The organism is Catelliglobosispora koreensis DSM 44566 (assembly GCF_000379685.1).
Taxonomy (GTDB): Bacteria; Actinomycetota; Actinomycetes; order Mycobacteriales; family Micromonosporaceae; genus Catelliglobosispora; species Catelliglobosispora koreensis.
On record NZ_KB903254.1, the window covers coordinates 175,831 to 188,969 of the forward strand.

Annotated in this window: 10 protein-coding genes; all 10 read right to left on the reverse strand. The window is 64.3% G+C overall.

Annotated features, from left to right (window positions below; translation table 11 throughout):
• Positions 1-52: 52 nt before the first annotated feature.
• Positions 53-2,512, reverse strand: a complete 2,460-nt coding sequence (locus A3E1_RS0115740; RefSeq protein ID WP_020521746.1) for a DEAD/DEAH box helicase — start codon at positions 2,510-2,512, stop codon at positions 53-55.
• Entirely contained in the window at positions 2,509-3,762 is a 1,254-nt protein-coding gene (locus A3E1_RS0115745; protein ID WP_020521747.1) for an amylo-alpha-1,6-glucosidase, read from the reverse strand. The genes A3E1_RS0115740 and A3E1_RS0115745 overlap by 4 nt, the downstream gene beginning before the upstream one ends.
• Positions 3,752-5,626, reverse strand: a complete 1,875-nt coding sequence (locus tag A3E1_RS0115750; protein WP_020521748.1) for an ABC transporter ATP-binding protein — start codon at positions 5,624-5,626, stop codon at positions 3,752-3,754. The genes A3E1_RS0115745 and A3E1_RS0115750 overlap by 11 nt, the downstream gene beginning before the upstream one ends.
• A gap of 30 nt (positions 5,627-5,656) precedes the next feature.
• The gene (locus A3E1_RS0115755) at positions 5,657-6,379 is read right to left on the reverse strand and encodes a pseudouridine synthase (protein ID WP_020521749.1); all 723 of its coding nucleotides are present in this window, start codon (positions 6,377-6,379) and stop codon (positions 5,657-5,659) included.
• Positions 6,376-7,071: an SMC-Scp complex subunit ScpB gene (gene scpB / locus A3E1_RS0115760; protein ID WP_245571210.1), complete on the reverse strand. Its 696-nt coding sequence runs from the start codon at positions 7,069-7,071 to the stop codon at positions 6,376-6,378. The genes A3E1_RS0115755 and scpB overlap by 4 nt, the downstream gene beginning before the upstream one ends.
• A gap of 703 nt (positions 7,072-7,774) precedes the next feature.
• Positions 7,775-8,587, reverse strand: coding sequence for a segregation and condensation protein A (locus tag A3E1_RS0115765; RefSeq protein ID WP_020521751.1), 813 nt, complete (start codon positions 8,585-8,587; stop codon positions 7,775-7,777).
• Between the two features lie 10 nt (positions 8,588-8,597).
• Positions 8,598-9,518: a ParA family protein gene (locus A3E1_RS0115770; protein WP_026208482.1), complete on the reverse strand. Its 921-nt coding sequence runs from the start codon at positions 9,516-9,518 to the stop codon at positions 8,598-8,600.
• A gap of 82 nt (positions 9,519-9,600) precedes the next feature.
• The gene (gene ald / locus A3E1_RS0115775; protein ID WP_026208483.1) at positions 9,601-10,719 is read right to left on the reverse strand and encodes an alanine dehydrogenase; all 1,119 of its coding nucleotides are present in this window, start codon (positions 10,717-10,719) and stop codon (positions 9,601-9,603) included.
• A gap of 189 nt (positions 10,720-10,908) precedes the next feature.
• A complete protein-coding gene (locus A3E1_RS0115780) occupies positions 10,909-11,460 on the reverse strand; it encodes an NUDIX domain-containing protein (RefSeq protein ID WP_040390885.1) in 552 nt (183 codons plus the stop codon).
• A gap of 1 nt (position 11,461) precedes the next feature.
• Positions 11,462-13,138 carry a CTP synthase gene (locus tag A3E1_RS0115785; protein ID WP_020521755.1) on the reverse strand — a complete coding sequence of 559 codons (1,677 nt, stop codon included), beginning with the start codon at positions 13,136-13,138 and terminating at the stop codon, positions 11,462-11,464.
• Position 13,139: the final 1 nt, after the last annotated feature.

Genomic DNA, 13,139 nt, shown 5'->3' on the forward strand with positions numbered 1-13,139 from the left:
GACAAATGCAGATAGGTCAAGATTGCACTGTCGTGATTGGACAGTTGCGGCTTTACGCAAGCGCGGTGAATTCCCGAACCCGGATAACCGCAGCACCTTCGGCATCTGACTCGGCGAGATCAAGCTCGGCGATGAGGCGCCAGTCGTGATCGGACGCCGGATCGTCAATGATCTGCTGAATTTTCCAGACTTCCGCCCCCTGCTCGATGAGCAAAAGGCTGGGACCACGGGAATCCGGGCCAGTGCCGATCTCATCGTGGTCTTCGTAGTAGGCGTCGAGTCTTTCGCGCCAGTCCACGTCAGGATCGAGCTGACTCAGCAGGTCAGTGCGGCCGCGGGCGAGCAGTTCCACACGGCGGAACATCGCGTTGCGCACCGCGACCCGAAGCGCCCGAACATTGCGGGAAACCGCAGGCGGTGCGGCCTCCATTGGTGTCGCTCCGGGATTTTGCAGTTGCTCCCACTCATCGAGCAACGACGAGTCCACTTGACGGACCGTTTCGCCGAGCCACTCGATGAGGTCCAGCAGTTCGTCGGTCTTCGCGTCATCAGGCACGGTCTGACGCAGCGCTCGATAGGCGTCGGCGAGGTAACGCAGCACCAGCCCTTCGGATCGCGCGAGGCCGTAGAAACTGACGTACTCAGAAAACGTCATGCCGCTTTCGAACATGTCCCGCACGACCGACTTGGGCGACAGCCGCAGATCGTCGACCCACGGGTGACCCTTGCGATAGGACTCGAACGCCACCTCAAGCAGATCCGCCAGTGGTTTCGGGTAGGTGATGTTTTCCAGGAGCGCCATACGCTCCTCGTACTCGATGCCGTCGGCTTTCATCTGCGCCACCGCTTCGGCTTTCGCCTTGTCCTGCTGGGCATAGAGGATCTGGCGCGGATCCTCCAAGGTGGACTCGATGATGGAAACGAGGTCCAGCACATAGCTGGGGCCGACCGGGTCAAGCAGTTCGATCGCCGCGACGGCGAACGGGGACAACGGCTGGTTCAGCGCGAAACCGAGTTGCAAGGCGTCGGTCACGAACGCCTCGCGCCCTTCCTGCTCAACGATTCCCGCCGCTTTCAAGGCCCGGAAGATCGAGATCGCCCGGCGAATGTGCTTACGCTGCGCGCTCGCCGTCTCGTGGTTGTCCGTGAGCAAATGGCGCATGTGGGCAAACGTGTCACCGCCCCGCTCGATGACGTTGAGCACCATGGCATGACTGACATGGAAACTGGACGTCAGCGGTTCAGGCTCGGCCACGACAAGACGTTCAAACGTGGGCTGGCCCCAGCCGACAAAGCCTTCGGGCGGCTTCTTCTTGACGAGCTTGCGCAGCTTCTTCGCGTCACCGGCGGCCTTGGCGACCGCCTTCTCGTTCTCAATCACGTGATCGGGTGCCTGCACAATGACCGTGCCGAGAGTGTCGAACCCAGCGCGGCCAGCCCGGCCCGCGATCTGGTGGAACTCACGTGCCTTCAGCAGCCGCATGCGCTGCCCGTCGAACTTGTTCAGTCCCGTGAACAGAACTGTCCTGATCGGAAGGTTGATGCCGACGCCGAGCGTATCCGTGCCACACACGACTTTCAGCAAGCCGGCCTGCGCGAGCAACTCCACGAGACGGCGGTATTTCGGGAGCATGCCCGCGTGATGCACGCCGATTCCGTGGCGTACCAAGCGGGATAGCGTCTTGCCGAATCCCGCAGTGAACCGGAAGTTGCCGATGAGGGTCGCGATCGCGTCCTTTTCCGCCCGGGTGCACATGTTGATGCTCATCAGTGCACTGGCCTGCTCAAGCGCGGCGGCCTGCGTGAAGTGAACGATATAGATAGGTGCCTGCTTGGTCGAAAGCAGTTCTTCGATCGTCTCGTGCAGCGGCGTCACCACGTAGGAGTGGATGAGCGGGACAGGACGTTCCCCCGAGCTGATGACTGCCGTCTCGCGGCCGGTCCGCCGGGTCATGTCCTCCTTGAACCGGGTGACATCGCCGAGCGTCGCCGACATGAGCACGAACTGCACGTTGGGCAGTTCGACCAGCGGCACCTGCCACGCCCAGCCCCGGTCGGGCTCGGAGTAGAAGTGGAACTCATCCATGATGACCTGGCCCACGTTGGCGCCGGCGCCATCGCGCAGCGCCAGGTTGGCCAGAATCTCAGCCGTGCAGCAGATGATCGGGGCGTCAGCGTTGACGGCGGCGTCGCCGGTCATCATGCCCACCTGATCCGGCCCGAACGCGGCGCACAGCGCGAAGAACTTCTCCGACACCAGCGCCTTGATCGGCGCGGTGTAGAAGGTGCGCTTGCCCTCGGCCAAAGCGAAGAAGTGTGCCCCGAGCGCGACCATGCTCTTGCCAGAGCCGGTCGGCGTGCTGAGGATCACGTTCGCCCCGGTCGCGATCTCGAACAGGGCTTCTTCTTGCGCCGGGTAGAGCGAGATCCCCTGGCCCTTGGCCCAGCTGTCAAAACGCTCCAGCAGGAGTTCGGGATCGGGCGTGTCAGGCAGCAGGGAGGTCAGTGTCATGGTCCCGCAATAATGCCACCCATGAGGTCGAGCGCGAGCGCGGCCGTCCAGCTGAACTCGCTGCCGCCAATCCCCTCGCCCGTGTCAGGCGCGAAATATTCGAAGCAGCCGTGCTCGGCGATCAGCGTCAGCAGCGCCATCCGCAGCTGTTCGGCCAGCTCAGGACGGCCATGGGCCTTCAGCCCACGCCACAGCAGCCAGTTCATGTTGATCCACACCGGGCCGCGCCAATAGCGAAGGGTGTCGAAGTCTGGCGCCGTGCGATCATAACTGGCCGCCGGAATCCCGAACCTCGTGCTCGTCAGCTCCCGCACGAGACCATCGGCGATCGCCAGAGGAAGGCCGGGCAGCAGCAACGGCAAAAGACCGCTGATGCAGCGTGCTTCGGTGCGCTTCTCGCTGTGCAGATCGAGGGCGTAGAACAGGCCGGTCGACGAGTCAAACAGGCGCTGTAGCAACGCTTCCTGAATGTCGTGGGCCCGTTGCCGGTGCGGCGCGGGTGCCTGCCCGATGGCTTCAGCGATCTCGGCGAGAGCCAGCTCAGCGTCGGCATAGAGGGTGTTGAACGCCGGGCACTCCACCAGGAACGGGTGCTTGGCGGAGTCTTGATAGCCCACGTCACGATAGGACGCCGCCAGCCCGATATAGCGGGCGTAGTCACGGTCGGTCGGGCGATGCGACACGGCGGCCACCTCGATGTCCCGCCGGCGATATTGCCGCAGCATGTCCAGGTCAGCCGGAATCGCCGACAAGGCATCATCCCAAGCGGGGCTGTTGTCCAATCCCGACTCCCACGGGTGGACGATGCTCACCAGGCCGCCGCCGTAATCACGGTGCCGCGCAAGGTATTCCTGCTGGTGCACCAGCTTTGGGTAGAACTCGCGCAGCCGCTGCGGCGACGGATGGCGCTGATGCACGAGCCACACCGCCCGCGCGTGCACCGGAGGCTGCACGATCCCGGTGGTTTGCCGCCCCCAGAACCCAGGACCCGGGAAGTAGTCCCGCTCAGAAACATCAGGATCAAAGACAATATGGGGTACTCGGCCGTCAGCCCACTGAGCCGAAAACAGCGATCGCAGGTCTGCCCACGCCCGCTCGGGGTCGGCATAAGCCAGTCCCACCGCGATGAAAGCCGCGTCCCAACTCCATTGATGGGGATAAAGCGTGCGGGCGGGGACCGTGTGCTCCCGGATCCAGTTGCCCCGCAGCACTGCGACGGCGTTGCGGGCTAGCTCACCCTCATCCAGCATGGCGATAACCTGCCGCCTGCAAATCGAACAGGGACCGGTAGACGCCCTCGGGTCTGCTCATAAGTTCATCATGGGTGCCCTGCTCGGCCAGGCGGCCTTTTTCCAGCACAAAGATCCGGTCGGCGTGGCGAACATTGGCCAACCGGTGGGTGATGAGGACAACCGTCCGGTCTGGACGGCCCCGGAGCTGCTGGAAAATCGCATTTTCGGCGCGCGCGTCGAGCGATGCGGATGGCTCGTCGCAAATCAGGAGCGCGGCGTCGCGGTAGAACCCGCGCGCGGCGACAAGCCGCTGCCACTGCCCGGAAGAGATCTCATGCCCGTCTTTGAACTCCCGGTCGAGCAGGGTGTCGTATTCCTTAGGCAGCGCCATGACCATCTCATGCGCGGTGGCGGCGGTCGCCGCGCGCACGATGCTGTCCTGATCCGCCGCACGGTCGTGCCGGCCCAGGGACACATTGCGCCCGGCCGTGAACGGGAACCGCTGCCAGTCTTGGTTCACGACGGCGATCTGCGACGCGAGGCTGTCGGCGTCGATCTCACTGACGTCCATGCCGTCCCACGCGATCACGCCGGAAGTCGGCTCATAGAGCCCAGCGAGCAGTTTCGCCAAGGTGGACTTGCCGGAGCCGTTCTCCCCCACGAGCGCGATAACCTCGCCGCGGCTGAAGCTCAGTGACACCCCATCGACAGCCGCCCGCTGCGTCTCGGGGTAGCGCAGCGTCACATTGTCGACGGTGATCTTCTCGAATCCATCGACGGCCTTGCCTGTCGCGGGCCGCACATATTCCTGGCACCGGGCGAGGAAGTCGCGGTAATCGCTGTAGTACAAGGCGTCTTCGTAAAGGCTGTTGGTCGCGAAGATCGCCGTGTTGAGCCCGGAGCGGGCGGTCTGCACGGCGAGCAGAGCCGTCGCCGCGGCGGCCAGCGGGATCGACCCGTCGAGCAGAAGCATCCCCAGCACCAGATAGAGCCCGCCGAGCGCGAGGCCAGCGACCGACATGCCCGCCAGCCGGGTGGCTGTTTGCGAACGCACCAACCGCAACTGAGCCACCGTCTCCAGGCCCATCATGCGGCGGTATTCCTCCAGCAGGAACCCGCGCATCTGATAAGACCTGATTTCCGAAGCGGTGTAACGGTTTGCCATCAGACGGGCCAGCATCCACATGCGCCGCCGCCGGTTGATGCGGGCCAGCATCGCCAGGTATTCGCGGCGGGCCATCCGCACCGCTGTGACTGCGGCGGGAAGCGAAGCGAGCACCAAGCAGGGCAACAGAATGGGCTCGATGAGCGCGACCGCGACGGCGGTGGCGAGCACACCCACGACACCGGTCGTCAAGTTCACGGTGCCATCCACAATGGACGCCGCTTCACGCATGCCCCGGTCGCGGGCACGGTCCATGTCTTCAGCGAACCCAGAGCTGTCGTAGGCGGACAGTTGCACGGAAGTGGTCGCCTCAAACAGCTTCAGCTCGACGTGATAGCTGATGCGGGGCAACAGCCGGGCCTGAGCCCAGCCCGCGGCGATGGTCAGGCCGCCTTTGGCCATCACGGCCAACGCCGCGACCGCAAGCGCTGGCAGCGCGGCCCGCACCCTGTCTGGAGTCGGCCCCGCGGCGAACAGTTTCGCCAGCACGTTGCTCGTCGCCAGCAACCCGAGCGTCGTCATGACACCGGCGACGAGATTGAGCCCGAGAGCGGCCAGGGTGTCGCGTTTGGACGCTTGCCAGCCAACCGCGACCGCCTCGCGCACGATCGCGGGAAGCCGCCGCGCCACCGACCAGAACCCGGTGTTGGAGAAGGCGGACGCGTGATGCATCCAGTCGCGGTCAGCTAGCTCAGGCAACGCCTCTGCGAAAGACACGTCGGCAAGTATGCCAACGGGTTACGACAACTATCTCTCGACGATCTTGAACAGTGCGGCGACCTCACCCTGGTTCAGGTGACGGTGCCGGCCGACCTTCAGGTCGCCAAGTTTGACCGGGCCAATCGCGGTGCGCACCAGGCGGTCGACGGGGAATCCGAGTTCCTCGAACATCCGCCGGACGATCCGGTTGCGCCCCTCGTGCAGGACAATCTCCACCAAAGCCGTCTTCGCCACGTCTTGAATGAGCTTGAATGAGTCGACTGTCGCGATGCCGTCTTCAAGCTCGACTCCGGCCTTGAGCTGCCGTCCCACCGCCCGTGGCAGCGGACCGGGCACGGTCACGATGTAGGTCTTGGGCACCTCGTATGACGGGTGGGTCAGCTTGTGCGCCAGCGACCCATCATTCGTCATGATCATCAGGCCTTCGGTTTCCGCGTCGAGCCGGCCCACGTGATAGACCCGTTGCTCGAAGTCGGCGATGTAGTCCGCGATCGCCTCACGGCCCAGATCGTCAGCCATGCTCGACACGACGCCCTTGGGCTTATTCAAAGCGATATAGACCAGCTTGGTATCAGTCACGATGCGCTGGCCGTCGACGTGTATGACCGCCGTCGTAGCGTCCACCTTGTCGCCCAGTCTCGCCCGCTTACCGTCGATCGTCACGCGCCCCTGATCGATCAGCACCTCGCAGGCACGCCGCGACCCGACCCCGGCCGCCGCCATGACCTTTTGCAGTCTCTCCTCGGTCACGCGGCTTCCATTTCATCAATGTTGTCGGGCAGGAACGGCGCGAGCGGCGGCAGCTGTTCCACCGAATTGAGCCCGAGCTTTTCCAGGAACAGGTTCGTGGTGCGGTAAAGATGCGCGCCGGACTCCGGCTCGGAGCCGCATTCTTCGATCATCCCGCGCGTGACAAGCGTCCTGATGACACCGTCACAGTTGACGCCCCGGATCGCCGAGATCCGTGACCGGGTCACGGGTTGCTTGTAAGCCACCACGGCAAGCGTCTCCAGCGACGCTTGCGTCAAGCGCAGCTGCTGGCCATCGAGAACGAACCTCTCCACATAGGACGAATAGTCCGCCCTGGTGTAGAACCGCCATCCCCCAGCGGCCCGCCTCAGATCAAACCCTCGGCCCTCTTGGGTGTACGCGGCGGAAAGCTCGATAAGCGCCCCACCGATATCCTCGGCCGGCACGTCGAGCACCTGCGACAGCATGATCTCGCTCGCGGGCTCATCGACCACCATCAGGATCGCCTCAAGCGCCGGCTTCAGCTCTTCAGCAGGCACCGCCAGCGGCGGAGTAGAACCCTCATCCGACGTCCGCTGTCCCGGAACCGAAGGCATCCCCGTGCCATCGCCTCCTTCGCCAGACTCCTTGGGCGCCTTAGGCTTCCGCGGCCTCGCCGCCTTCTTCGCCGCCACCTCAGCAGCAAGCGCCACCGCGGCAGCCGCCTCTTCGTCTACCGCTTCGCCTACAGCACTTTCAGCACCTTCGCCCGGCGCTTCACCCGCAGCGCCCGCTTCACCCGCTTCACCTGCAGCGCCCGCTTCACCTTCAGCGCTCGCTTCGGTCGCGGTGCGTTCACCTTCAGCGCTCGCTTCGGTCGCGGTGCCTTCGCCTGCTGCACTCGCTTCGGTCGCCTGGCTTCCGCCCGCCGCCGTCGCTTCGCCTGCATTGCCTTCGCCGCCTGCGGTGGTCGCTTCGCCCGCGACCCTGGCCGCGGTCGCTTCGTTTCGGGCCGCTTCGCCGGCTGCCGATAGTTCGCTGTTTGGCGCTTCGGTTTCGCCGGCGCTTGCGGCCATCGCGGCGGCTGGGTCAGTTGGCTGGCCTTCGCCCGCGACTGCTTCGCCTGCGACCGGTTCGTTATTTGCGGCTGCTTCGGCCAACGCGGCCGGTTCAACTGTCAGCGCTTCTGACGCGACGGGCGTATCCGTTGTGGACGCCTCGGCGGTCGGGGCTTCGTCGAGGGGGTCGTCGGCTGGCGAGAAGTTGGGGTCCTCGGTGTCGTCGAATTCGCACCACGGTTCGTCTGACGGGATGTGCTCGTCGATGTCGTCGGGTGCACCGGCGGACGGTGTGTCTGGAGTGGACGGTGTGGGCCGCTGCCATGGCGGAACCCAGCTTGCCGCCTGCTGCTCTAGGTCACTCATCTTCGCCGTCTTCCTCGTCTCCGTACTCGTCGATTGATAGCGCCACATTGCCTTCGGTGCCGGTCCAGTGGACTATCAGCTCACCTAACGCGATCTCCTGCTCGAAGCCGACCAGGCCTTCCCGGTAGAGCTCAAGCAGCGCCAGGAAGCGGGCAACCACTTCGAGGGTGCCCGAACAATCGTCGGTGAGGATCTCGAAAGTGGCCGAGCCGATGACCATCAGCCATTGCCGCAACATCTCGGCGTGCTCGCGCACACTAACGCGTACCTGATGAATGTGGGCGACAGAGACGGTTTTCGGCGGCAGTTTCGGCGCGAGTGCCTTGATGGCCAGTTTCAGCAGCCGATCGGCGCCGATGCCGAGCACAAGGTCGGGCAGGGCCTCGGCGAACCGGGGCTCCAGCGAAACCTGCCGCGGCCAGCGGCGGTCGCCGACTTCGGCCAGCTCGGCCAGGTGGGCCGCGGCTTGCTTGAACGCGCGGTATTGCAGGAGCCGGGCGAATAGCAAGTCCCGTGCTTCGAGCAGGGCGAGGTCTTCTTCGTTTTCCACGTCCGCGGCGGGCAGCAGCCGCGCGGCTTTCAAGTCAAGGAGGGTGGCCGCGATGACCAGGAACTCACTGGCCTCGTCGAGATCCCAGGCGTCGCCCATGCCCCGGATATGGGCGATGAACTCATCGGTGACCTGATGCAGCGCCACTTCGGTGACGTCGAGCTTGTGCTTGCCAATGAGCTGCAGCAACAGGTCGAAGGGGCCCTCGAAGTTGGTGAGCCGCACGGTGAAACGGGTAGCAACGGCCTCACTCACGAGTAAGACCCTATCTTGCTGATTGCGCGGCGATTACTTCGCGTGCCAGCTGACGGTAGTTCCGGGCACCGGACGACGCTGGGTCGAGCGTCGTGATCGGCGATCCGGCCACCGTGGACTCGGGGAACTTCACCGTCTTGGTGATGACAGTCTGGTACACCTTGTCGCCGAAGGCCTCCACGACGCGCTGCAGCACCTGACGGCAGTGCGTGGTGCGGCTGTCATACATCGTGGCGAGGATGCCCTCAAGCTCGAGATCGAAGTTGAGCCGCTCGCGCACCTTGTCGATGGTGTCCAGGAGCAGCGCCACCCCGCGGAGGCTGAAGAATTCGCACTCCAGCGGAATGAGCACCCCGTGACTGACCGTCAAAGCGTTGATAGCGAGCAGGCCTAGTGACGGCTGGCAGTCGATGAGGATGTAGTCGTATTCCTTGCGCACGTTGCGCAGCACCCGGGCCAGAGCCATCTCGCGGGCGACCTCGTTGACGAGCTGAATCTCAGCCGCGGAAAGGTCGATGTTAGCTGGCAGCAGATGCAGGTTGGCGACATCCGTCTTGATGAGAACGTCCTCGGCCAGGACGTCTTCCTGCATCAGGAGGTTGTAGACCGACAGGTCGAGGTTGTGGGGGTTGACTCCCAGCCCGACTGACAATGCGCCCTGTGGGTCGAAATCGACAACCAGCACTTTGCGGCCATACTCCGCTAGTGCCGCGCCAAGGTTGATCGTGGTGGTCGTCTTTCCGACGCCACCCTTCTGGTTCGCCATCGCGATGATCCGCGCTGGACCGTGCCGGTCTGTCGGCATCGGTTCGGGGATCTCTTTGCGCGCTGTGTACGCGGAAGGATCCGCAGGACCCAGATCGGCACTCAGGTCCATTGCAGAGTGATCCGCACGAAGCGATGAAGTCCAGGACCGCTCGTTGCCCGCCATGTGCTTACGCCCTTCCGCCCATCGTGGACGACTGTACGTCACCGCGTGTCCCAGCAGTACCGGGACACGCGGTGACCTCAGATTAGGCGGCGAGAACTTGCTCCAGCGAAAGCTGCTGCAGGTGGTGCGCCTCGGCAACCGGGCCGTAGGTCAGGTGACCGTCGTATGTGTTCAGTCCCAGTGCCAGCGCGCGGTCCTTGCGCAGCGCCTCTTTCCAGCCGTGGTTGGCCAGCGAGATCGCGTACGGCAGCGTGACGTTGGTGAGCGCGTAGGTGCTGGTGTGCGGCACTGCGCCTGGCATGTTGGCCACGCAGTAGAAGACCGAGTCGTGCACGCGGTAAACGGGGTTGGCGTGCGTGGTGGGGTGCGAGTCCTCGAAGCAGCCACCCTGGTCGATCGAAATGTCGACGAGCACACTGCCCGGCTTCATCCGCGCCACGAGGTTGTTGCTGATAAGCGTCGGCGCCTTGGCACCGGGCACGAGGACCGCTCCGACGACGAGGTCGGCTTCCAGGACGGCCCGCTCTAGCTCGAAGGCGTTGGACATGACCGTCCTAACGCGACCCTGGAACCGCTCGTCGGCCTGGCGCAGCTTGTTGATGTTCAGGTCGAGGAGGCTGACCTCGAAGCCGAGACCGTCGGCGATCTGCGCGGCGTTCATGCCGGAGACGCCCGCTCCAATCACGACAGCCTTGGCGGGACGCACACCTGGTACCCCACCTGGGAGAACACCCCGGCCACCCGCGAAGCGCATGAGGTGGTAGGCGCCAACCTGCGGTGCGAGACGGCCCGCGACCTCACTCATCGGCGCGAGCAGTGGCAGGGAGCGGTCGGGCATTTCGACCGTCTCGTAGGCGATGCCGGTGACCTTCTGGGTCAGCAGCGCGTCGGTGCACTCCTTGGAGGCGGCCAGGTGCAGGTAAGTGAACAGGACCTGGCCTGGGCGCATGCGGTCGTACTCTTCGGCGATCGGCTCTTTGACCTTCAGGATCATCTCGGCGGCGGCCCACACCTCGTCGGGCGTGCCGAGAATCGACGCTCCCGCGGCACGGAACTCATCGTCGGTGATGGAGGAACCGAGGCCCGCTCCAGCTTCGATGACGACCTCATGACCGTGGCGCACGAACTCATGAACACCGGCAGGCGTGATAGCCACACGGTATTCGTGGTTCTTTATCTCGCGGGGAACTCCAACCCTCATTGCCTGACCCTCCAGTGCCTGAGCGACGGTGTGAGCGGCCCCGTTGCCGCATTCGCGGAACACCGTCTGCGGCGTCACTCTAAGCGTGGGATACCCCGCGCGAGCCTGACACTCTGTCACCGAATCTTGGTATGGGTTAACAGAGTGACGGGTTGAATAACGTCACCGTGAGGTCAACGAACGAGCGGCTTAGTCAATCACGCTCCCGCGGGCGGTTACAGCGAGCAAGGCCGCGACCGATACCGCGTTCGTGATTTCCCCGCTGAAGATCATGTCTATAGCGGTCGCCAAGGGGACAGTCTTCGTCTGCATGTCGGCTTCCTCAGCGTGCCTGACATGCCTGTCCGGCTCGGCGACCTCGCTGAGACCCTGAGCCAGATAGACGTGGGTCGTCTCGTTGGTGAAGCCGGGCGATGTGAAGAGGCTGAACAACGGCTCGATGCGGTCCGCTAGGAGATCGGCTTCCTCGGCCAGTTCACGGACCGCCGTCGCGGCCGGGTCTTCCCCGTCCACGTCGAGCAGTCCAGCCGGGATCTCCCACAGGTATTGCCGTGCCGCGTGCCGGTACTGGCGCACGAGCACGACATTGCCTTGCGCGTCTAGGGCGACGATAGCGACCGCGCCCCGTTTGTAGACGACGTCGCGTGGATGGACAGCCCCGTCGGCCATCGTCAGCCGGTCGGTGACAACGTCGAAGATGGCCCCACTGAACTGCTTGGTGCTGTCCACTACCTCGTACAAATCAGACTCCCGCGGCGACTCCTGGCAACTGGTCCGCTTGAGCGTATTCGATGGCCGCAGCTACCAGTCCGGAGAACAGCGGATGCGGGCGCGTCGGCCGGCTCTTGAGCTCCGGGTGTGCTTGTGTCGCAACGAAATACGGGTGCTTATCGCGATCCATTTCGACGAACTCAACGAGCTTGCCGTCGGGCGAGGTGCCCGAGATCTGGAGCCCTGCCTTGCTCAGCGCGGCCCGGTAGGCGTTGTTGACCTCGTACCGGTGCCGGTGCCGCTCGGTGACCTCGGTCTTGCCGTAGACCTCGGCGACGATCGAGCCGGGCGTCAGCTTGGCCACATAGGAACCCAGGCGCATCGTGCCGCCGAGGTCACCCTTGCCGGCCACGATGTCTTCCTGATCGGCCATCGTCGAGATGATCGGGTCAGGCGTGCGCTCGTCGAACTCCGACGAACTGGCCTTGGCGATGCCAGCCAAGTCCCGCGCCACTTCGATCGCGATGCACTGCAGGCCGAGACAAAGGCCGAGCGTCGGGATCTTGTTCGTGCGCGCGTGACGGACCGCACCGATCTTGCCTTCGATGCCCCGCACACCAAAGCCACCGGGAATCACGACACCGTCCACTTGCGACAGTGCCTTGGCGGCGCCTTCTGGTGTTTCGCAGTCATCACTTGGTACCCAGCGGATGTTCACCTTGGCCCGGTGACCGAAACCGGCCGCGCGGATCGCCTCGGAGACCGACAGGTACGCGTCGGGCAGGTCGATGTACTTACCGACGAGCGCGATGGTGACTTCGTGATGCGGGTTGTGCACGCGCTCGAGCAGGTCATCCCACGCGGCCCAGTCGACGTCGCGGAACGACAGCCCGAGCCGGCGCACCACATAGGCGTCGAGCCCTTCGCGGTGCAGCACCTTGGGAATGTCGTAAATGGACGGCGCGTCTGGAGCCGACACCACGGCGTCCTGATCGACGTCGCAGTAAAGCGCGAGCTTGCGCTTCATGGACGCTGGGATCTCCCGGTCAGACCGGCAGACCAGCGCGTCGGGCTGGATACCGATGTTGCGCAGGGCGGCAACAGAGTGCTGCGTGGGTTTGGTTTTGAGCTCACCCGACGGCGCGAGGTAAGGCACGAGCGACACGTGCAAGTAGAAGCAGTTGTCGCGGCCTATGTCGTGCCGGATCTGGCGGATGGATTCGAGGAACGGCAGCGATTCGATGTCACCGACCGTTCCGCCGACCTCGGTGATCACGACGTCAGGGACGATCCCCTGCTCGTCGGGCTCCGCCATCGCCCGGATGCGGGACTTTATCTCGTTGGTGATGTGAGGGATGACCTGAACGGTGTCGCCCAGGTATTCGCCGCGCCGCTCTTTGGCGATCACAGCGGAGTAGATCTGGCCGGTCGTCACGTTCGCCTTGGCGGACAGATTGCGGTCCAGGAAACGTTCGTAGTGACCGATATCCAGATCCGTCTCGGCGCCATCGTCGGTGACGAAAACCTCGCCGTGCTGGAAGGGATTCATAGTGCCCGGGTCCACGTTCAGATACGGGTCGAGCTTCTGCATCACGACGCGGAGCCCGCGTGCGGTGAGCAGATTCCCGAGACTGGAAGCCGTGAGGCCCTTACCCAGCGAGGAGGCCACGCCTCCGGTTACAAAGATGTGCTTGGTCGTCCGTGCCACG